The sequence below is a fragment of the Streptomyces sp. NPDC007205 genome (genome assembly GCF_040634095.1).
Classification (GTDB): Bacteria; Actinomycetota; Actinomycetes; order Streptomycetales; family Streptomycetaceae; genus Streptomyces.
The window spans coordinates 124,637-143,042 of the sequence record NZ_JBEYEW010000014.1 but is presented as its reverse complement, the minus strand read 5'-3'; the positions used below and the strand labels follow the sequence as shown (position 1 = coordinate 143,042).

Annotated in this window: 21 protein-coding genes; 12 read left to right on the top strand and 9 right to left on the bottom strand. The window is 74.2% G+C overall.

Annotated features, from left to right (window positions below; translation table 11 throughout):
- Positions 1-11 precede the first annotated feature (11 nt).
- From ABZ624_RS23600 to ABZ624_RS23590, 3 genes are read right to left on the bottom strand one after another with little or no spacing between them, the layout of a single operon-like run.
- On the bottom strand, positions 12-941 hold the full coding sequence (locus ABZ624_RS23600) for a M56 family metallopeptidase (protein ID WP_360092226.1): 930 nt from the start codon (positions 939-941) through the stop codon (positions 12-14).
- A gap of 6 nt (positions 942-947) precedes the next feature.
- Positions 948-1,346 carry a BlaI/MecI/CopY family transcriptional regulator gene (locus ABZ624_RS23595; protein WP_360092223.1) on the bottom strand — a complete coding sequence of 133 codons (399 nt, stop codon included), beginning with the start codon at positions 1,344-1,346 and terminating at the stop codon, positions 948-950.
- 36 nt (positions 1,347-1,382) lie between these two features.
- On the bottom strand, positions 1,383-1,586 hold the full coding sequence (locus ABZ624_RS23590) for a hypothetical protein (protein WP_360092220.1): 204 nt from the start codon (positions 1,584-1,586) through the stop codon (positions 1,383-1,385).
- Between the two features lie 133 nt (positions 1,587-1,719).
- Between ABZ624_RS23590 and ABZ624_RS23585 the strand changes: the two genes are divergently transcribed.
- Positions 1,720-2,364, top strand: coding sequence for a peptide deformylase (locus ABZ624_RS23585; protein WP_360092217.1), 645 nt, complete (start codon positions 1,720-1,722; stop codon positions 2,362-2,364).
- Between the two features lie 8 nt (positions 2,365-2,372).
- Here ABZ624_RS23585 and ABZ624_RS23580 read toward each other — a convergent pair whose 3' ends face one another.
- Positions 2,373-3,803 (bottom strand): NAD(P)/FAD-dependent oxidoreductase, encoded by a 1,431-nt coding sequence (locus ABZ624_RS23580; protein WP_360092214.1) that lies wholly within the window; start codon positions 3,801-3,803, stop codon positions 2,373-2,375.
- 119 nt (positions 3,804-3,922) lie between these two features.
- Between ABZ624_RS23580 and trxA the strand changes: the two genes are divergently transcribed.
- Positions 3,923-4,297 carry a thioredoxin gene (gene trxA, locus ABZ624_RS23575; protein WP_360092211.1) on the top strand — a complete coding sequence of 125 codons (375 nt, stop codon included), beginning with the start codon at positions 3,923-3,925 and terminating at the stop codon, positions 4,295-4,297.
- A 49-nt stretch (positions 4,298-4,346) separates the two neighbouring features.
- Here the strand turns inward: trxA and ABZ624_RS23570 are convergent, their stop codons facing one another.
- Positions 4,347-5,360: a LacI family DNA-binding transcriptional regulator gene (locus ABZ624_RS23570; RefSeq protein WP_360092208.1), complete on the bottom strand. Its 1,014-nt coding sequence runs from the start codon at positions 5,358-5,360 to the stop codon at positions 4,347-4,349.
- Positions 5,361-5,657: 297 nt separating this feature from the next.
- Complete coding sequence (locus ABZ624_RS23565; RefSeq protein WP_360092205.1) at positions 5,658-6,338, bottom strand: TetR/AcrR family transcriptional regulator; 681 nt, start codon at positions 6,336-6,338, stop codon at positions 5,658-5,660.
- Positions 6,339-6,438: 100 nt separating this feature from the next.
- On the opposite strand from ABZ624_RS23565, the gene ABZ624_RS23560 reads away from it, so the two are divergent.
- From ABZ624_RS23560 to ABZ624_RS23545, 4 genes are all read left to right on the top strand, one after another.
- Positions 6,439-7,002: an NAD(P)H-dependent oxidoreductase gene (locus ABZ624_RS23560; RefSeq protein ID WP_360092202.1), complete on the top strand. Its 564-nt coding sequence runs from the start codon at positions 6,439-6,441 to the stop codon at positions 7,000-7,002.
- A gap of 46 nt (positions 7,003-7,048) precedes the next feature.
- Entirely contained in the window at positions 7,049-7,393 is a 345-nt protein-coding gene (locus ABZ624_RS23555; RefSeq protein ID WP_360092199.1) for a hypothetical protein, read from the top strand.
- Between the two features lie 163 nt (positions 7,394-7,556).
- Positions 7,557-8,531, top strand: a complete 975-nt coding sequence (locus ABZ624_RS23550; protein ID WP_360092196.1) for an alpha/beta hydrolase — start codon at positions 7,557-7,559, stop codon at positions 8,529-8,531.
- Between the two features lie 277 nt (positions 8,532-8,808).
- The gene (locus ABZ624_RS23545) at positions 8,809-10,233 is read left to right on the top strand and encodes an amidase (RefSeq protein ID WP_360092193.1); all 1,425 of its coding nucleotides are present in this window, start codon (positions 8,809-8,811) and stop codon (positions 10,231-10,233) included.
- Positions 10,234-10,372: 139 nt separating this feature from the next.
- Here ABZ624_RS23545 and ABZ624_RS23540 read toward each other — a convergent pair whose 3' ends face one another.
- A complete protein-coding gene (locus ABZ624_RS23540; protein ID WP_360092190.1) occupies positions 10,373-10,801 on the bottom strand; it encodes a hypothetical protein in 429 nt (142 codons plus the stop codon).
- Positions 10,802-10,868: 67 nt separating this feature from the next.
- The gene (locus ABZ624_RS23535) at positions 10,869-11,540 is read right to left on the bottom strand and encodes a helix-turn-helix domain-containing protein (protein ID WP_360092187.1); all 672 of its coding nucleotides are present in this window, start codon (positions 11,538-11,540) and stop codon (positions 10,869-10,871) included.
- A gap of 166 nt (positions 11,541-11,706) precedes the next feature.
- Between ABZ624_RS23535 and ABZ624_RS23530 the strand changes: the two genes are divergently transcribed.
- Both ABZ624_RS23530 and ABZ624_RS23525 read left to right on the top strand, forming a co-directional pair.
- Positions 11,707-12,120 carry a hypothetical protein gene (locus ABZ624_RS23530; protein ID WP_360092184.1) on the top strand — a complete coding sequence of 138 codons (414 nt, stop codon included), beginning with the start codon at positions 11,707-11,709 and terminating at the stop codon, positions 12,118-12,120.
- Positions 12,121-12,310: 190 nt separating this feature from the next.
- Positions 12,311-12,757 carry a type II toxin-antitoxin system PemK/MazF family toxin gene (locus tag ABZ624_RS23525; RefSeq protein WP_360092181.1) on the top strand — a complete coding sequence of 149 codons (447 nt, stop codon included), beginning with the start codon at positions 12,311-12,313 and terminating at the stop codon, positions 12,755-12,757.
- Between the two features lie 31 nt (positions 12,758-12,788).
- On the opposite strand, the gene ABZ624_RS23520 is transcribed toward ABZ624_RS23525, so the two are convergent.
- The gene (locus ABZ624_RS23520) at positions 12,789-13,598 is read right to left on the bottom strand and encodes a TIGR02452 family protein (protein ID WP_360092178.1); all 810 of its coding nucleotides are present in this window, start codon (positions 13,596-13,598) and stop codon (positions 12,789-12,791) included.
- A gap of 287 nt (positions 13,599-13,885) precedes the next feature.
- Here ABZ624_RS23520 and egtA point away from each other — a divergent pair, with 287 nt between their 5' ends.
- From egtA to egtD, 4 genes are read left to right on the top strand one after another with little or no spacing between them, the layout of a single operon-like run.
- Entirely contained in the window at positions 13,886-15,235 is a 1,350-nt protein-coding gene (egtA, locus tag ABZ624_RS23515; protein ID WP_360092175.1) for an ergothioneine biosynthesis glutamate--cysteine ligase EgtA, read from the top strand.
- Complete coding sequence (egtB, locus tag ABZ624_RS23510; protein ID WP_360092172.1) at positions 15,232-16,587, top strand: ergothioneine biosynthesis protein EgtB; 1,356 nt, start codon at positions 15,232-15,234, stop codon at positions 16,585-16,587. Before egtA ends, egtB begins: the two co-directional genes overlap by 4 nt.
- On the top strand, positions 16,587-17,366 hold the full coding sequence (gene egtC / locus ABZ624_RS23505) for an ergothioneine biosynthesis protein EgtC (protein WP_360092169.1): 780 nt from the start codon (positions 16,587-16,589) through the stop codon (positions 17,364-17,366). Before egtB ends, egtC begins: the two co-directional genes overlap by 1 nt.
- On the top strand, positions 17,363-18,322 hold the full coding sequence (gene egtD / locus ABZ624_RS23500; protein ID WP_360092166.1) for an L-histidine N(alpha)-methyltransferase: 960 nt from the start codon (positions 17,363-17,365) through the stop codon (positions 18,320-18,322). Before egtC ends, egtD begins: the two co-directional genes overlap by 4 nt.
- The last annotated feature ends 84 nt before the right edge of the window (positions 18,323-18,406 follow it).

Genomic DNA, 18,406 nt, shown 5'->3' with positions numbered 1-18,406 from the left:
TCCGTCCGGGGTCAGAGCGAGGCCGTCGCGCGCAGGAGCAGGAACAGGGTGACGGCTGAGTTCGCCGAGGACATCGCGGACACCAGCGCCCCGGCGGCGGCGCCCCATGCGGCGAGACCGACCGAGGTGAAGGCCGACGGCCAGGTACGGGCCACGGGTGCGGGGGCCAGCAGCGCGGCGACCCGGCGCGGCACGGGACCGGTGGCCGCGAGCGCCGCGAGGGTGGGGGCCGGTGTGCCGGCGGAGAGCAGGGCCGCCCTGCCGATGGCTCGGGCGACGGTGCGCCGGTCGCCCACCGTCCGGGCCGCCTCCTCGTCCGCCCAGCGCTCGGCCGTGTAGACGACGGCGGTGCGCAGCGGTCGCAGGAACGGGTTGGCACGGGCGGCCAGGTGCGCGGCGAGCAGCTGGCGGTGGTGACGGGCGGCCAGGTGCGCACGCTCGTGGGCGAACAGGGCGCGCCGCTCGGCGGGGGCGAGCCCGGCCAGCAGCGCGGTGGTGACGACGATCCGTCCCCGGCCGCCGGGCAGGGCGTAGGCGTACGGCGTGCTGTCGGGCAGGACCGCCACCGCCCTGCCCGGCAGCGCGGCGAGGGCCCGGCGGGCGCGGCGGGTGACCCGGCGGTGGCGGAGCAGCGTGCGGGCGCAGGCGACGGCGACCAGGGCGAGCGCGGGGATGGCGGCCCGGCCGGCGATCTCGTCGTACGGGACGGCGGCCCGTACCTGCGGGTCGGACCAGCCGTCCGGCAGCGGGTTGCCGGGCAGCTGGGCGGTGCCGACGACCATGAGCAGGGCCAGGCAGAGCGTGCTGCAGACGGCCATGACGACGGCGACCGCCGTCAGCAGCCGGGTCGCGGTGCGCGGATGCAGCCGTGTCTCGGCGAGCCGGGCGACCGGCCAGGCCGACAGCGGCAGCACCAGCGGCAGGAAGACGAACACCCCCATGCCCGGTCAGTCCTCCGTACCCGCGCCGCCCGTGTGCGTGGCGTCGAGCAGGGCCCTCAGGAGTTCTTCGTCACCCGGCGGCAGGGCGGTGACGAAGCTGGCCAGGACCGCCTCGCGGTCCCGTTCTCCGTCCAGCAGCCGGCGCATGCGCAGAGCGGCGAGCCGGGCCACGTCGGCCGTCGGCGTCCACAGAAAGGAGCGGCCGTGGCGTTCGCGGGAGACGACGTCCTTGGCGAGCAGCCGGGTCAGGATGGTGACGACGGTGGTGTAGGCGAGGTCGCCGCCGAGGTGCTGCCGCACCCAGGCCGCGGTGACCGGTCCGTCCGCCTCGCGCAGTGCGCCGAGGACCTGGCCCTCCAGCTCACCCTGGCCGCGCCGCCGGCCCCGGCCGCCTTCCCGCACCATCTCCGTCTCCCTCCGGCGTCGGCGTGTCGGACCACGCTACTTCATGCCGGGCGCACCTCCGTAGGCGCGGCGTCCGCGTCGGTGTGCAACCTCCCCGAGCACGATTGTCGACGGCGAGGAAGGCGGCCGGTCCTTCCCGGCGGGAACGGTCAGCTCATGGCCGTAGACGAGTTTCCCGGCCTGGAACGAGTCCGCGTACGGCAGGACGCCTCGGCGCTGGGCGAGGGGAGCGGAGGGCATCGGGGAGTTCTCCGGTGGACGTGGTGCGCAAGCGGGGACGGTCCGGTGGCCGGGCCGCCAAGGGGCGTAGTCTCCCGGGGTTTTGGTGACCTGTGCTCCAGGGAGTGCCGGGCGGGCATGGCATGCTGACGCGATGGCACCTCCCCGTGATCACGCAGCGCTCGCCGAGCGGGTCGAGGAACTCCTCGCCGCCGGCGGCCCCCTGCCCATCGTCGCCGCCGGGCAGCCGGTGCTGCGGCGCGGCACCGAGCCGTACGACGGTCAGCTCGGGCCGGCCCTGCTCACCCGCTTCATCGAGGCCCTGCGCGTCACCATGCACGCCGCGCCCGGAGTGGGCCTCGCCGCACCCCAGGTCGGCGTGGGCCTGCGGATCGCGGTCATCGAGGATCCGGCGCCGGTACCGCAGGAGGTGGCGGTGGTCCGGGGCCGGGTCCCGCAGCCGTTCCGTGTCCTGGTCAATCCGGTGTACGAGCCTGTCGGCACCGGGCGTGCGGCGTTCTTCGAGGGCTGCCTGAGCGTGCCGGGCTGGCAGGCGGTGGTGGCCCGGCACGCCGAGGTGCGGCTGCGCGGCGAGGACGAGCACGGCCGCGCGCTGGACGAGCTGTTCACCGGGTGGCCCGCCCGGATCGTCCAGCACGAGACGGACCACCTGGACGGCACGCTCTATCTGGACCGCGCCGAACTGCGCTCCCTGTCCACGAACGAGGCGGTCGCCGCGCTGTGGAACCGGCCGACGCCCCAGGCGGCGGCCGACGCGCTCGGCTTCCAAATGCCGTAAAACACAGGTCAGTTGTCCCGGTACGCCTCCAGTAGTCGCAGCCACACCTCGCTCAGCGTCGGGTACGACGGGACCGCGTGCCACAGCCGGCTCACCGGGACCCGGCCGGCGACGGCGATGGTCGCCGAGTGGATGAGTTCACCGACGCCGGGTCCGACGAAGGTGACCCCGCGCAGGATCTCGTCCTCCAGGTCGACCACCATGCGTGCGCGGCCCTTGTAGCCGTCGCCGTACAGGCCGGCGCCCGCGACGGAGGAGAACTCGACGTCGACGGCACGGACGCGGTGGCCGGCCTGTTCCGCCTCAGCGAGGGAGAGGCCGACCGCGGCGGCCTCGGGCTCGGTGAACACCACCTGGGGTACGGCGTGGTGGTCGGCGGTGGCCATGTGCGCGCCCCAGGACTCGTCCAGCACGGGGTCCCCGGCCGCGCGGGCGGCGATGGCGGCGCCGGCGATGCGGGCCTGGTACTTGCCCTGGTGGGTGAGGAGGGCGCGGTGGTTGACGTCGCCGACCGCGTACAGCCAGTCGGTGCCGGTGACGCGGAGGGTGTCGTCGACGTCCAGCCAGGAGCCGGGCTCCAGGCCGACGGTGTCGAGGCCGATGTCGTCGGTGTGCGGGACACGGCCGGTGGCGAAGAGGATCTCGTCGGCCTCGATCCGGTCGCCGGCGGAGGTGACGGCGACGACGGTGCCGTTCTCCCGGGTGACGGACTCCAGCGAGGTGCCGGTGCGGATGTCGGCGCCCGCCTCGGCGAGCGCTTCGGCGACCAGTTCCCCGGCGAACGGCTCCATCCGGTTCAGCAGGCCCTTGCCGCGCACCAGCAGGGTCACCCGGGAGCCGAGGGCCTGCCATGCGGTGGCCATCTCGGTGGCGACGACACCGCCGCCGACGACGATCAGCCGGCCCGGGGCGGCCTTGGCGCTGGTGGCCTCGCGGCTGGTCCAGGGCTGCACCCCGTCGAGGCCCGGCAGGTCGGGCAGCTGGGCGCGGGTGCCGGTGGACACGGCGACGGCGTGCCGGGCGGTGAGGGTGGTGACCGTGCCGTCGGGGGCGGTCACGGTGACCGTGCGGGGTCCGGCGAGGCGCCCGTGACCGCGGTGGAAGTCGGCGCCGGTGCCCTCCAGCCAGGCCACCTGGCCGTCGTCCTTCCAGTGGGAGGTGTACGCGTCCCGGCGGGCGAGGACGGCCGGGGTGTCGAGCGGGCCCTGGACCGACTGGGCCAGGCCGGGCAGGCGGCGTGCGTCGGCCTGGGCGATGACCGGCCTGAGCAGGGCCTTGCTGGGCATGCACGCCCAGTAGGAGCACTCGCCGCCGAGCAGTTCGCTCTCCACGACCGCGGTGGTGAGTCCGGCCGCGCGGGTGCGGTCGGCGACGTTCTCCCCCACGGGCCCGCCCCCGATCACCACGACGTCGTACGCGATGGTTTCCGTTTCCGTCATGGGGTCAGTCTGGTGGGTGGTGTGTGCTACGGCCACACGGGTAGGGGCGCGGAATACGTCACCGGGTGGCCGTGTTGTGCCCACGGCTTCGCCCGCACCTAGGAACGAGGGAGCACGCCATGAGCAGCACCGTGGAGCTGACCAAGGAGAACTTCGACCAGACCGTCACCGAGAACGAGTTCGTTCTCATCGACTTCTGGGCGGAGTGGTGCGGGCCCTGCCGGCAGTTCGCGCCCGTGTACGAGAAGGCGGCTCAGGACAATCCCGATCTGGTGTTCGGCAAGGTGGACACCGAGGCGCAGCCCGAGCTGGCCGCGGCCTTCGGCATCCAGTCGATCCCGACGCTGATGATCGTCCGTGACAAGGTCGCCGTCTACGCCCAGCCGGGCGCCCTCCCCGAGCCCGCCCTCACGGACATCATCGGGCAGGCCCGCAACCTGGACATGGACGAGGTCCGCAAGAGCATCGCGGCCCAGCAGGGCAGCGCCGAGTAACGCCCGGCAGGCAGCCGACCACGGGTGACGGGACGGTGCCGGCGACCGGTCAGCTGGACTCGCGTCGGATCACCGAGGCACCCAGGACCGTGTGCACCTCCGGCTCGCCGCCGGGGTCGCGCACCGCCCGGTCGACCAGTTCGGCGAGCTCGCGGCCCGAGGGCAGCTCGATGTGGACGGTGCTGAGGCGGGGCCGCAGCAGCCGGCCGAGCATCAGGTCGTCGGCGCCGATCACGGCCACGTCCTCGGGGATGCGCACCCCCTCGTCCTGCAGGGCGCGCATCAGCAGCATCGCGTACTCGTCGTTGTAGGCGAACACCGCGTCCAGGCCCGACTCCCGCCATCCCGAGGCGAGTTGGGCGGCGGCTTCCTCCGTGTACGCGAGCGGGAGCTCCGTCACGGTGGCGTCCGTGCCGTGCAGCGCCTGGCGCACTCCGGCGAGCCGGGGCCGGGAGTAGGCCTCAAGCCCGGGCTCCTCGGGCACCACGACACCGATCCGGCGCCGGCCCCGGGCGTACAGATGGGCGCCCGCGCTCCGGCCGACGGCGTCGTGATCCATCAGCAGCGCGTGCGCGCCGTCGACGCGTTCGGGGCCGAAGGTGACCACCGCACGGGCACCGGAGCGTTTGAGGACGCCGACGCCCTGCGGCCCGAGTTCCGCGCCGGGCACCAGGACGGCGACCGGCCGCAACTCCGCCCAGGCACGGGCGGCTTCATCGTCCTGGAGGCCGACGGTGCCGTACTGCACGACGGTGTAGTCGAGCCGGCCGAGCGCCCACTGCAACTCGTTGAGGAACCCGCTGTACAGGGGGCCCACCGGGATCGCCGGGGCGGGCATGAGGACCATGCGGCTGTGTCCGGCACGCAGGCTGCGGGCGGCGGCGTGGGGGACGTATCCCAGTTCCCGCGCGGCCTCGCGCACGCGCCGGCGCGTCGGTTCGCTGATCCGTACGGCGCGGGTGTTGTTGAGGACGTAGGACACGGTCGCGCGCGAGACGCCGGCCAGGCGGGCCACGTCGGCACTCGTGGGCGTGTTCGGTATCTGCACCATGACAGACCGCATCTTGGCAGAGGGGCGGGGGGTGGGAGCGGGCGGGGCGGCGTCGTTCATCGTTCGACGAAAAGCCGGCCCGCCAAGCCGGTCCTGGCCGCCTGAACGGCCGGCGCACTCACCGGAACGACCGACCCGTTCACCCGGCTACGCCGCACCCCGCCCGCCCGGAATCACCGCGCCCGTGCACCCGGCGAACCCTCATCCCCCGACCGACCCGCGACGCCCGGCCCCACCTCGACCGGCAACACCGCCCCCCACTACCGACTCAACCGGCGGCCCGGTCCCGTCGACCCGCTGGTCCGGTGCTCAGCGGAGCGGCGAGGTGCCGGTCACCCGGGCGACCAGGTCGATCCAGCCGGCCTCCAGCCGCTCCATGGGCAGCCCGCACTGCCTGGTGTGGTAGTGGATCAGCGCGGGGTCCAGCGAGGCCAGCAGGGTCTGGGAGAGCAGTTCGCAGTCGGCGTCCGGCACGATCTGCCGCAGCAGCATGCGGACGTGGGTGCGCAGGGCCTCGTGCGCCGGATGGGAGAACCGGCGGGTCGGCTCCGTCTGCGCGGCGAGGTGCAGGTCCAGCCGCTCGTCCGAGCGGTACAGCACCGCCACGCCGAACGCCCGCAGCCGCTCCAGGGGCGGCGCCCCGGGCCCCAGCGGCGGGGGCCCGCCCAGGAAGTCGGCCTGCAACTGCCTGGCCGAGTGGTCGAGCAGGGCCATCAGCAGCCCGGTACGGTCACCGAAGCGCCGGAACACGGTCCCCTTGCCCACCTGGGCCGCGGCGGCCACCGCCTCCATGGTGACCCCGGCCACCCCGTGCTCGGCGATCAGCCGGGCGGCGGCATCCAGCAGCCGGGCCCGGTTGCGCGCCGCGTCGGCACGCAGACACGGCCCTTCGGGCAACGCGCCGACCTCCAGCAATTGAGGCGCGTCGAAGGGCTCGGGAGACGGCGGGAACGGCGGCACGGCGCTGGACATGACGACAGCGTAAAGCATCCGGAACAAAACTGGACCGCGGTCCGTTTGAGGTGGTACAACCTTTAAGCGGACCCCGGTCCGGATCGTAACAGCGATGTTTCAGCCTCTTGGAGTTCCCATGTCTGTTCGCATCCTCGCGCTCGTCGGCAGCCTCCGCGCCGGTTCGCACAACCGCCAGCTCGCCGAGGCGGCCGTCAAGCTCGCTCCCGAGGGCGCCGAGGTCGTGCTGTACGAGGGCCTGGCCGACATCCCGTTCTACAACGAGGACATCGACGTCGAGGGCAGCGTGCCGGCGACCGCCGCGAAGCTGCGTGAGGCCGCGCAGGCCGCCGACGCCTTCCTGCTCTTCTCCCCCGAGTACAACGGCACCATCACGGCCGTCCTGAAGAACGCCATCGACTGGCTGTCCCGTCCCTACGGTGCCGGCGCCTTCGGCGGCAAGCCCGTCGCCGTGATCGGCACCGCCTTCGGCCAGTACGGCGGCGTGTGGGCGCAGGACGAGGCCCGCAAGTCCGTGGGCATCGCCGGCGGCAAGGTGATCGAGGACATCAAGCTGTCCATCCCGGGCTCGGTGACCCGCTTCGCCGAGACCCACCCGGTCGACGACGCCGAGGTCGCCGCCCAGCTGACCGAGGTCGTCGCCCGTCTGCACGGCAACGTGGGCGAGGTCGTGGCCGCCTGAGGCGTATCACCGTGAAGGGGGCCGGTTCCGTTCCGGCCCCTTTTCCGTGTCCGCTCTCCGTGGTCTCGCGGTGGCCGCCGTTCCCGCCGGCCGGCACAGGCCGCACACCCCGGCCGGGCACGAGCTGTTCGCCGACGGAAGTGGGCGCGTGGTGTGCGCCGGCGCGCAGGTCGTGCGGTACGACCTCGGAGGGCGTGGCCCGTACGACGGTCAGCTCCTCGTCGAGCGTCGGGGCGCAGGCGGTGGGCCGGGGCGTCAGGAGGTCGGGCAGGGCGAGCGTGGGACCGACCAGGGCGGACAGCACCGGCTGGGCCTGGCAGGGCACCTGGGCGCAGGGCCGGGCCGCCGGACGGCTGCCTCGGCAGGTCGGTCCCGGCCCGCCACGGGGTAGGCGTCCGACGGGCGCACCCGGCGCCCCGCGGAGCCGCTCGCCCGGCAACGGTCACGCCGTACGGACGGCAGCGGCCACGCCGCACGCACGGCCACGCACCACACCGCGCGTACGCCGGCACGCCATCTCGGCCGTACGTCACCACGCCACGTCAGGAGACCCCATGCCGCCGCTGGTCCCGCCGCCCTTCGACCCGGAACTCGCCGCCGCGCTCGACCTGCTCGGAGACGCGGCCGCGCCCGGATTCGCCCTGGACGAGCTGGCGTCCGCCCGGGCCACCGGCAGGGAGCTGCCCGGTCTGCTGGACCTCACCCTGGGCGGCGCCTTCGAGGTGGAGGACCGTGCGGTGCCGGGCCCTGAGGGCGCCCCGGACGTCTCCCTCCTGCTCTGCCGCCCCGCCCGCACCGGGTCCACGGCCCCGCTGCCGGTGCTGTACCACGTGCACGGCGGCGGCATGGTGCTCGGCACCGACCGGACCGGCGTGGACCAGCCCCTGGCGTGGGCGCGCGAGCTGGGCGCCGTCGTGGTCTCGGTGGAGTACCGGCTCGCGCCCGAACATCCGTACCCGGCGCCGGTGGAGGACGTGTACGCGGGTCTGCTGTGGACCGCCGGGCACGCGCGGGAGATCGGCGCCGACCCGGACCGGATCGTCGTCGTGGGCGCCAGCGCGGGCGGCGGCCTCGCCGCGGCGCTCGCCCTGCTCAGCCGGGACCGGCAGGGCCCGCGCCCGCTCGGCCAGGTGCTGCTGGCCCCGATGCTCGACGACCGCAACGACACGGTCTCCAGCCACCAGATGGCCGGCGTCGGCGTCTGGGACCGCACCGCCAACGAGACCGGCTGGACGGCGCTGCTCGGCGACCGTCGTGGCGGCCCCTGCGTCCCGCCCTACGCCGCCCCCGCCCGCGCCCGCGACCTGTCCGGACTGCCCCCGGCCTACCTCGACGCGGGCTCCGCGGAGACCTTCCGGGACGAGGTGGTCGCCTACGCGTCCCGTATCTGGCAGTGCGGCGGCGAGGCCGAACTCCACGTCTGGCCGGGCGGGTTCCACGGCTTCGACACCCTCGCGCCTCAGGCCGCCCTGTCCCGCGCGGCACGGGCGGCCCGACTCGCCTGGCTGCGGCGGCTGCTGGGGCGGTGAGCCGCGCGCTCCTTCTTGGCATGGTGTCCGGCACCACCCGGACTGGCGTGACGCTCGGACCGACGCACTGCGGCTGTCGGCGGGCATGACCTCGACGATGGCCGTCGCCGGGCTGCCCAGCGGCCGAAGGGACCGTCGGCGCCCGCAGACCACGCCCCGGAACCGCCGGCACACGGGCGAGCGCGTCGTAGACATCCGTGCGAAACCCGTACGACCGCACCCTTCTGACGTTACCGTTCAGTAGACATCGTTCCCCGGAGTCTCCCGGAGGTCGCCCATGCCGCACGACCACTGCGCCGGACTGGTGGAGTCCCGGCGTGCGCTCGCCGAGGGAGAGGTGAGCTCCCGTGCGCTGGTGGAGGAGGCGCTGAGCCGGATCGAGGCCGCGCAGGGGACGCTGAACGCCTTCCGGATCGTGCGGGCCGAGGCCGCGCTCGCCGAAGCCGACGCCGCCGACCGGGAGCTGGCCGCCGGGGCGCGGCGCCCGCTGCTCGGGGTGCCGGTGGCGGTGAAGGACGACATGGACGTGGCCGGCGAGCCGACCGCGTTCGGCTGCGCGGGCGAGTTCCCCGCGGTCGCCGAGGACGGGGAGGCGGTACGGCGGCTGCGCGCGGCCGGTGCCGTGATCGTCGGCAAGACGAACACGTGCGAGCTGGGACAGTGGCCGTTCACCGAGGGAGCGGCGTTCGGCGACACCCGCAACCCCTGGCACACCGGGTACACACCCGGGGGCTCGTCCGGGGGTTCGGCAGCCGCCGTCGCCGCCGGACTCGTGCCCGCCGCGCTCGGCTCGGACGGCGCGGGATCGGTGCGCATCCCGGCCTCGTGGACCGGCCTGATCGGCATCAAGCCGCAGCGCGGCCGTATCTCGACCTGGCCACGCGGCGAGTCCTTCCACGGCATCACGGTCAACGGCACCCTCGCCCGGACCGTCGCCGACGCGGCCCTGCTGCTGGACGCGGCGAGCGGCAACCACGACCGGGACCCGCACCGGCCGCCCGCGCTGACCGTGGCGGACGCGGTCGGCCGCGACCCGGGCCGGCTGCGCGTCGCCCTGTCCCTCAAGCCGCCGTTCACCGCCGTACCGGCCCGGCTGCACCCGGAGATCCGTGCCCGGGTCGTCGAACTCGCCGGGAGACTGGCGGCGTTGGGGCACGACGTCGAGGAGGCCGATCCACCGTACGGGCAGATCGGGCTGACCTTCGTGCCGCGCGCCACCGCCGGTATCGCCGACTGGGTCCGTGAGGCGCCCGACCCGGCGCTGCTCGACCCGCGCACCCGGGACGCGGCCCGGCTCGGCCGGCTGCTCGGCGGGGCACCGCTGCGGGCGGCCCGGCGCGCGGAGGCGGTGCTGCACCGCCGTATCGGCGGGTTCTTCGCGCGTTACGACGTGATCCTCGCGCCCACGACGGCCACTCCCCCGCCCCGGATCGGCGCCCTGTACCGGCTGCGGCGCGGGCTGGCCACGGATCGCGCGATGATCGCCGCCTGCCCGTACGCCTGGCCGTGGAACGTGCTGGGCTGGCCCGGTGTCAACGTGCCCGCCGGCTTCGTCGGTGACGGTCTGCCGGTGGGCGCGCAGCTGCTCGGGCCCGCCCACAGCGAACCGCTGCTGGTGTCCGTCGCCGCCCAGATGGAGGCGGAGCTGCGCTGGTACGAACGGTGGCCACCCGAGGCCGCCCCTGCACCGCGGGCCGTCTGACGCCGGTCTCATGGGCGATCGGTCAGCTTTCGCCCAGCTGAACGTGCGGCGGCGTCAGCGGTCCTTCGCGGCGGCAACGGCGGAGGCGGAGAGGAGCGCCGGAACGCCCTTGCGGTCCCCGGTCGGCGACCCTGCGCCGTCACACCGCGAGCAGGCCGACTCCCAGGGCGATCAGGGCCGCGACCTTGAGGATCTCCAGCCCCACGTACCAGAAGTGGCTGCGGGAACGGGGCAGTTCCTCCCCCGCGAGGATCCGGTCGGACCGGCGGTTGAGGGAGGGCCGGACGACGGCCAGCTGCGCGAGGAGCAGCACCGCGACGACCGCGGTCAGAGCCGTGATCCCGGCCGGGGCCCCGCCCACGGCGAGCGCGGCGATCACGACCACGGCCAGCACCGCTTCCGCGGCGTTCAGTGCGCGGAAGACCAGCCGGCCTATGCCCAGGCCGACGGGGATGGTCACGCCCGGTGCGCGGAACTTCAGCGGTGCCTCCAGGAAGGAGATCGCCAGCACCATGCCGAGCCAGACGAAGGTGACCGCGCTCGCGGTGGCGGCGGACGTGGCGTTCATCGGTGGGGCCTTTCTCCGCCGCGGACGGCGGCGGGGTTCGGTGGGGGTGATTCCTCGACGACAGGGCCTAGACGGCGGTGGTCTCGGCCAAGTGGGCCACGCAGGAGTCGGGGTCCGCGAAGGGTTCCAGGCCGGTCGCCGTCAGCGGGGCGTCCAGCCGGGCCAACGCGCCCTGCATCAGGCCCAGATGGAGCGGGCACACCACCTGCGCGTGTTCCTCGGCGAGTTCCAGGAAGGGGCAGTGCCGCAACCGGATCCGCCGGGGCGGCCCGCCGGTCCCGTCCGCTCCTTCCGGCCGCGGCGCGAAGCCCAGCTCGCTCAGCAGCGCGAGAAGCGCGGCCACCGAACGACCGGCCGTCGGCTCCTCGAACGGCGGTGGCGGCTCCACGAGGAAACCGCCCCACGCCCGGCCCGTCTCCATCGCCTCCGTGCGCGCCGTCGCCGGGTCGGCGGACGCCCACCGGCTGAGCAGGATGCGGGCCAGGAGCCGGTAGTCACGCGTGCCGCCGCGGTCCATACCCGGACGCGCGGTGTAGACGGTGCGGGGCCGGCCGGGCCCGGAGGACACCTCGGCCCGGCGCTCGACCAGGCCTTCGGCCACCAGGGCGTCCAGGTGGAAGCGCACCGTGTTGGGGTGGACGCCGATCCGCTCGGCCGTCTCGGCGACGCCGAGCGGCGAGGGTGCGGCGCGCAGTACGTCCAGCACCTCTCGGCGGCGCGGGCTCTTCCGTGCGGTCATGTCCGGACGCCCTTTCCCACCTGCGGTTATTTTTTACGAACCCTACATGTATAAATTGTAGGGTGGTCAGGACAAGGCAGTGGGTACCGGTATCCAGGGACATCCACGGACGGGACATCCACGGACGGGACGTCCCGGGACGCGCAACAGCCGAGAGGATCACCAGATGACGTCGCGGTCCGCGATCGACACCGGGCCGGCCGGCCGCACCGCGGCGGAGGCACGCGTGCTGTGCGACACCCGGGCGCTGGCCGAGGCTCCGCCGGTGGCGGGCGGAGTGCTGTGGAAACTGGCCGAGAGCGGACGGCAGCTCGACGCCAACGTGGTCCGGCTCGCTCCGGGCGACCGGATCACGGCCCACACCGAACAGCAGCTGGATGTGATGGTTCTGGTCGTGGCCGGGGGCGGCCTGCTCGGCACGGGCCACACCGACGAGCCCGAGCCGCTCGCCGAGGGCGCCCTGGTCTGGCTGCCGCACGGGGCGCCGCGCAGCATCATCGCCGGTGAGGCGGGGCTGACGTACGTGACCGTGCATCAGCGCCGCCCGGGCATGCGGATCGGCACCCGCCCCGACGGCTGACCACCCGCGCCGGCCACGCCACACGCCCTGACAGACAGTCGACCGGCGGCGCACCCGGGGCCGGTGACACTGCCTCGGCTGCGGACCGCCGCACAGGGCACCAGCGCAGCCGTCGGTCACCGCCGGCCGGCACAACGCGCGCACGGCGGGCGCCCCTTGCGCTCCCTGTGCGGCCCATTAGGGTGCCTGCGTGACCACGTTTACCGATGAGAACGTCCCCGGCCGCTACAGCCCCCACGCGACCACCGAGGCCGACCCGCGCGAGGTCGGCCGGGTCCGCACCGAGTACTCCCCGGCCCACGACGGCGACCCGGACCCCGGCGAGATCGTGTGGACCTGGGTGCCGTTCGAGGAGAACGACGGCCGGGGCAAGGACCGCCCGGTGCTGGTCGTCGCCCGGGAGACGGCCGGGACGTTTCTCGCCGTACAGCTGTCCAGCAAGCGGCACGACGGCGACCGGGAGTGGGTGGCGATCGGCAGCGGCCCGTGGGACCGGACCGGCCGGGACTCCTGGGTGGACGTGGACCGGGTGCTGCGGCTGCACGAGGAGGGCATGCGCCGTGAGGCGTGCGCGCTGGACCGGATGCGGTTCAACCTCGTCCGGCAGCGGCTGCACGAGCGCTACGGCTGGACCTGACCGCCGTACGACGCGTCGGCCCGGCCGGCCCTCAGGGGAACGCCCGCGTGAACGCCTCCCGCACCACCGCCCCCGGCGTCCGGTCCAGCACCCCGAACACCACGTGCTCGAAGGTCCGGGCGAACCGGCCGCCGGGGCCGAGCAGTACCCGGAACGCCCCCGCGACCTGCACCGGGTCGTTCTGGAACACGCCGCAGCCCCAGGCGCCGAGCACCAGGCGGCGATAGCCGTGGGCGGCGGCCGTCTGCAGCACCCGCTCGGCCCGTACCGCCAGGGCGTCCGGCAGCTCGGCGGCGCGCTCCGGTTCCGTACGCCGTACGACGCCCGCGTTGGGGGCGGCAGCGGTCAGAAAGCCGGCGCGGTACGGCTCGGCCAGCAGCCGGCCCCGGTCGTCACGGAAGACCGGGACGGCAGGTGAGTGGATCACCCGGTCCGTGTAGAACGGGTCGCGGTGGGCGCGGTGATGGTCGTAGAAGGAGCGGGCCGTCAGCAGGCAGGTGTACAGCGCGGAGGCACGGCACAGGGCCTCCTCCTGGGCCTGCGCGCCGTTGAGGTAGCCGCCGCCCGGATTGCGGGCGGACGCGAAGTTCAGTACGGCGACCGGGGCACCGGCCAGCCGGCGGGCGGCCTCCAGACTGCTCTCCCCGGTGACCTCGCACACCGCGTCGACACCGGCGCTCTGTGACACGGAAACCGGTTCCGGACCGAACATCCGCGTGCCGCACCGCGCGGCCTCGATCTCCGCCGCGAGGGACACCTCCCGGCCGTCCGGCGCACGGTACCCGCCCGCCGCCACGATCGCTTCCGTCTCCGCGGCGATCCCGCGCAGGCGCGCGCTCACGGCGCCACCCCCGTGGGCGCCGCGACCGCGGCCCGCGCGGTCTCCCCCGTCGTGCTCATGCACGCATCCTGGGTGATGCTGGTGAGGCAGTGCAACGGAGTTTCCCCTCCCCGGAACCGCCCGGAACAGCCCGGAAACGCCCATGGAAACGGAGATGACCTATCCGGAACATCGGCCGGGGCACCCTTGTGCGAATCGGCCCGAGGGTCTTGGGTGGAACGCGCGCCTGCCCGGCCCGAGGAACACACCGGGCCGGTGGCATGGTGGAATCTCAGGAGGATCCCGACATGTCCGATTCACGGAGTGACGGTGGTGACTGTACGGAGCACCGCACCGCCGTCACCGAAGCCGAGGTGGAGGCCCTGGTCCGGGGCATCTGCTTCAAGACCGGGCCACCGCGCGCCCTGGGTGTGGAGCTGGAGTGGCTCATCCATGAGCTGCGGATGCCGCAGCTCCCCGTGACACCCGAACGACTGAGAGCGGCGTACACCGCGCTGCGGGCCGTGCCCCTGCGGTCGCCGCTCACCGTGGAACCCGGCGGCCAGCTGGAGCTGAGCTCGCCGCCCGCCGCCTCCCTGATGGAGTGCGTCGGCACCGTCTCCGCCGACCTGGGCAGCGTCCGCGCCGTCCTCGCCGAGCACGGTCTCGGTCTGGTCGGCATCGGCCACGACCCCTGGCACACCCCCCGCAGGTTCCTGCACGAGCCGCGCTACGACGCGATGGAGACCTGCCTGGACCGCACCGGCCCGGCGGGCCGCCACATGATGTGCACCTCCGCCTCCGTGCAGGTCTGCGTGGACGCCGGCCATGAGGAACCCGGCCCGCTCGGGCACGAGCGGCGCTGGTGGCTGGCCCATACGCTGGGGGCTGTCCTGGTGGCCGCGTTCGCCAACTCCCCGCTGCTCGGCCAGGAGCCCACGGGCTGGCTGTCCACCCGGCAGCTGCTGTGGATGGAGATCGGCGCCGACCGCGCGGGCGCTCCCCCGCTGGACGGCGACCCACGGGCCGCCTGGGCCCGGCATGTGCTGGACGCGCCGGTGATGTGTGTGCGCCGGGACAGCGGGCCGTGGGAGGTGCCCGAGGGGCTCACCTTCCGGGAGTGGACCCGTTCCCGGTCGCCCCGGCCGCCCAGCCGGGCGGACCTCGACTATCACCTGACCACCCTGTTCCCGCCGGTGAGGCCGCGCGGCCATCTGGAGCTGCGGATGATCGACGCACAGCCCGGCGACGACGGCTGGATGGTGCCGCTCGCGGTGACGGCGGCACTGTTCGACGATCCGGAGGCCGCCGAGACGGCGTACCGGAGCGTGAAACCCCTCGGGGAGCGGGCCCTGAACCTGCCCGCCCCGCACAACCCGCTGTGGACCGACGCGGCCCGGCGCGGGCTCACCGACCCGGAACTGCGCGAGGCCGCCGACCTGTGCTTCGCGGCGGCGCTGGAGGCGCTGCCCCGGCTCGGCGCCAGCGCCGAGGTGACGGCCGCGGTGGCCGCGTACCGGGACCGCTATGTCGCCCGGGGCCGCTGTCCGGCCCACGACCTGCTGGACCGGCTGGACGGCGGCGACCCGCCCCCCGCCCGGCCTGGCCGCACCGGGGGTACCCCCACCGCCCACGGGAGGAAGGACATCCGCACATGACCGCCCCCGAGACCGGCACCGCGACGGCAGGGACGCCGGAGACGACGGAGGGGGACACCGAGGCGCTGCGGGAGCGCGCACTGGCCTCGCTGACCACCGCCCGTGCCCGCACCACGCTGCTGACCAGCTGCGTCGAGGACCCGGACCTCACCGCCCAGCACTCGCCGCTGATGTCCCCGCTGGTGTGGGACCTCGCGCACATCGGCAACCAGGAGGAGCTGTGGCTGCTGCGGGCGGTCGGCGGCCGGGACGCCATGCGCCCCGGGATCGACAGCCTCTACGACGCCTTCGAGCATCCGCGCGCCGAGCGTCCCGCGCTGCCGCTGCTGCCGCCCGCCGAGGCCCGCCACTACGCGGCCGAGGTGCGCGGGCGGGTCATGGACCTGCTGGAGAAGGCGGACTTCCACGGCACCCGGCTGACCGAGGCCGGTTTCGCCTTCGGGATGATCGCCCAGCACGAACAGCAGCACGATGAAACGATGCTGATCACCCATCAGCTCAGGAAGGGCCCGCAGGCGCTCACCGCACCGGATCCCGAACCGGCTCCGCTGTTCACCGGTCCCGCCGAAGTCCTGGTGCCCGGCGGCCCGTTCACCATGGGCACCTCGGCGGAGCCGTGGGCGCTGGACAACGAACGCCCGGCGCACGCCCGGGAGGTGGCGCCGTTCTGGATCGACACCATCCCGGTGACGAACGCGGCGTACCAGGCGTTCATCGAGGACGGCGGCTATGACACCGAGCGCTGGTGGACCCCGGAGGGCTGGGCCCACATCAGGCAGCACGCCATCACGGCCCCGCTGTTCTGGCGCCGGGACGGCGACCGCTGGCTGCGCCGCCGCTTCGGGGTGACCGAGGCGGTCCCGCCCGACGAGCCGGTGCTGCACGTGTGCTGGTACGAGGCCGACGCCTACGCCCGCTGGGCCGGGCGCCGGCTGCCCACCGAGGCGGAGTGGGAGAAGGCCGCCCGGCACGACCCGGCCACCGGCCGCTCGACGCGCTATCCGTGGGGTGACGCGGACCCGGCGCCGGAACACGCCAACCTGGGCCAGCGGCATCTCGGGCCCGCCCCCGTCGGCAGCTACCCCGCCGGTGCGTCCCCGCTCGGCATACGGCAGTTGATCGGTGACGTGTGGGAGTGGACGGCGAGCGACTTCCTGCCCTACCCGGGATTCCAGGCCTTCCCGTACAAGGAGTACTCGGAGGTGTTCTTCGGCTCCGGCCACAAGGTGCTGCGCGGCGGTTCGTTCGCGGTGGACCCGGTGGCCTGCCGGGGCACGTTCCGCAACTGGGACTACCCGGTCCGGCGGCAGATCTTCTCCGGGTTCCGCACCGCCCGCTCGGAGGCCGTCTGATGTGCCGCCATCTGGCCTATCTGGGGCCCGAGGTACCGCTCGGCCGGATCCTCGTGGAGCCCGAGCACAGCCTGCTGCGCCAGGCGTGGGCGCCCCGGCGGCAGCGCTACGGGACCGTCAACGCCGATGGTTTCGGGGTCGGTTGGTTCGCCCCGGACGATCCGGCGCCGGCGCGCTACCGGCGTGCCGGGCCGATCTGGGCGGACCTGTCCTTCGCCGACCTGGCCCGCGTGGTGCGTTCCGGCGCCGTTCTGGCGGCCGTACGGGATGCGACGCTCGCGGGCGCGGACGCCGAGGCCGCCGCGGCGCCCTTCGCGTCGGGCCGGTGGCTGTTCAGTCACAACGGCGCCCTCGCGGGCTGGCCCGACTCTGCGGCGCCGCTGGTGTCCGCGCTGCCCCCGGTCGAGCTGCTGTCACTGCAGGCCCGTACCGACTCGGCGTTCGTCTGGGCGCTGGTCCTGCACCGGCTGAGGTGCGGTGACGAACCGGACCAGGCCCTCGGTGACACCGTTCGCCGGCTGGCCGGGGCGGCCCCCGCCTCCCGGCTCAACCTGCTGCTGACCGACGGCGCGACGATCGCCGCCACCGCCTGGGGCGACAGCCTCTGGTACCGCACGGAGCCGGGCCGGAGCACGGTCGTCGCCTCCGAGCCGTACGACGACGATCCGCTCTGGCAGGAAGTCCCCGACCGCACCGTGCTCACCGCAAGCCGCGCCGGCGTGCTGCTCGCACCGCTGGAGGATCCGGCGTCCGCACCAACGAAGGAGCCCTGTACGTGAGCCCCTTGCTTGTCACCCGCACCCTCCCCGAGGACGCGACGGACGCCGCCCTGCGCGCCGACGTCCTGCACGGCCTCACCGTCAGCCCCAAGTGGCTGCCGCCCAAGTGGTTCTACGACGCCCGCGGCAGCGAGCTGTTCGAGCAGATCACCGAGCTGCCCGAGTACTACCCCACCCGCGCCGAGCGGGAGATCCTCGCCACCCGGTCCGGCGAGATCGCCGCGGCCAGCGGGGCCCGCACGCTGGTCGAACTCGGCTCGGGCTCCTCGGAGAAGACCCGCTACCTCCTCGACGCGCTCGCCCCTGCGGCGTACGTCCCGGTCGACGTCAGCGAGAGCGCCCTCACCCAGGCCGGGAAGGCGCTGGTCGCGGACCACCCGGACCTCGCCGTGCACGCGCTGATCGCCGACTTCACCGCCCCGCTGACCCTGCCCGCCACCCCCGGGCCGCGGCTGCTGGTCTTCCTCGGCGGCACGATCGGCAACCTGCTGCCCGACGAACGTGCGCGGTTCCTGGCCTCCGTGCGCACGCTGCTCGCGCCCGGCGACGGGCTGCTGCTCGGCACGGACCTGGTCAAGGACGAACGGGTGCTGGTCCGGGCGTACGACGACGCGGCCGGAGTGACGGCCGCGTTCAACAAGAATGTGCTGGCCGTCGTCGACCGCGAGCTGGGTGCCGACTTCGACCCGGACGCCTTCGACCATGTGGCGCTGTGGGACGCCGAGCGGGAATGGATCGAGATGCGGCTGCGCTCCCGTACGGCGCAGACCGTGAAAGTGCCCGCGCTGGACCTCGCCGTGGACTTCGCGGCGGGCGAGGAGCTGCGCACCGAGGTGTCGGCGAAGTTCCGCAAGGAAGGCGTGACGGCCGAACTGGCCGCAGCCGGACTGGAGTTGACTCACTGGTGGACGGACGCACAGGGCCGCTTCGCGCTGTCGCTGAGCGGGGTGCGGTGAGTCGCACGTCCGGGGTGGTTCCCCGGTGATCCCGGCGGAGGCCCGCCGTGCGGTCCGGGTGTGGATGCGGCACCGTGGAGTACG

Coding starts and splice junctions, on each gene's coding strand:
- ABZ624_RS23600 (WP_360092226.1), bottom strand. CDS start 941: ATGGGGGTGTTCGTCTTCCTGCCGCTGGTGCTGCCGCTGTCGGCCTGG.
- ABZ624_RS23595 (WP_360092223.1), bottom strand. CDS start 1,346: ATGGTGCGGGAAGGCGGCCGGGGCCGGCGGCGCGGCCAGGGTGAGCTG.
- ABZ624_RS23590 (WP_360092220.1), bottom strand. CDS start 1,586: ATGCCCTCCGCTCCCCTCGCCCAGCGCCGAGGCGTCCTGCCGTACGCG.
- ABZ624_RS23585 (WP_360092217.1), top strand. CDS start 1,720: ATGGCACCTCCCCGTGATCACGCAGCGCTCGCCGAGCGGGTCGAGGAA.
- ABZ624_RS23580 (WP_360092214.1), bottom strand. CDS start 3,803: ATGACGGAAACGGAAACCATCGCGTACGACGTCGTGGTGATCGGGGGC.
- trxA (WP_360092211.1), top strand. CDS start 3,923: ATGAGCAGCACCGTGGAGCTGACCAAGGAGAACTTCGACCAGACCGTC.
- ABZ624_RS23570 (WP_360092208.1), bottom strand. CDS start 5,360: ATGCGGTCTGTCATGGTGCAGATACCGAACACGCCCACGAGTGCCGAC.
- ABZ624_RS23565 (WP_360092205.1), bottom strand. CDS start 6,338: ATGCTTTACGCTGTCGTCATGTCCAGCGCCGTGCCGCCGTTCCCGCCG.
- ABZ624_RS23560 (WP_360092202.1), top strand. CDS start 6,439: ATGTCTGTTCGCATCCTCGCGCTCGTCGGCAGCCTCCGCGCCGGTTCG.
- ABZ624_RS23550 (WP_360092196.1), top strand. CDS start 7,557: ATGCCGCCGCTGGTCCCGCCGCCCTTCGACCCGGAACTCGCCGCCGCG.
- ABZ624_RS23545 (WP_360092193.1), top strand. CDS start 8,809: ATGCCGCACGACCACTGCGCCGGACTGGTGGAGTCCCGGCGTGCGCTC.
- ABZ624_RS23540 (WP_360092190.1), bottom strand. CDS start 10,801: ATGAACGCCACGTCCGCCGCCACCGCGAGCGCGGTCACCTTCGTCTGG.
- ABZ624_RS23535 (WP_360092187.1), bottom strand. CDS start 11,540: ATGACCGCACGGAAGAGCCCGCGCCGCCGAGAGGTGCTGGACGTACTG.
- ABZ624_RS23530 (WP_360092184.1), top strand. CDS start 11,707: ATGACGTCGCGGTCCGCGATCGACACCGGGCCGGCCGGCCGCACCGCG.
- egtA (WP_360092175.1), top strand. CDS start 13,886: ATGTCCGATTCACGGAGTGACGGTGGTGACTGTACGGAGCACCGCACC.
- egtB (WP_360092172.1), top strand. CDS start 15,232: ATGACCGCCCCCGAGACCGGCACCGCGACGGCAGGGACGCCGGAGACG.
- egtC (WP_360092169.1), top strand. CDS start 16,587: ATGTGCCGCCATCTGGCCTATCTGGGGCCCGAGGTACCGCTCGGCCGG.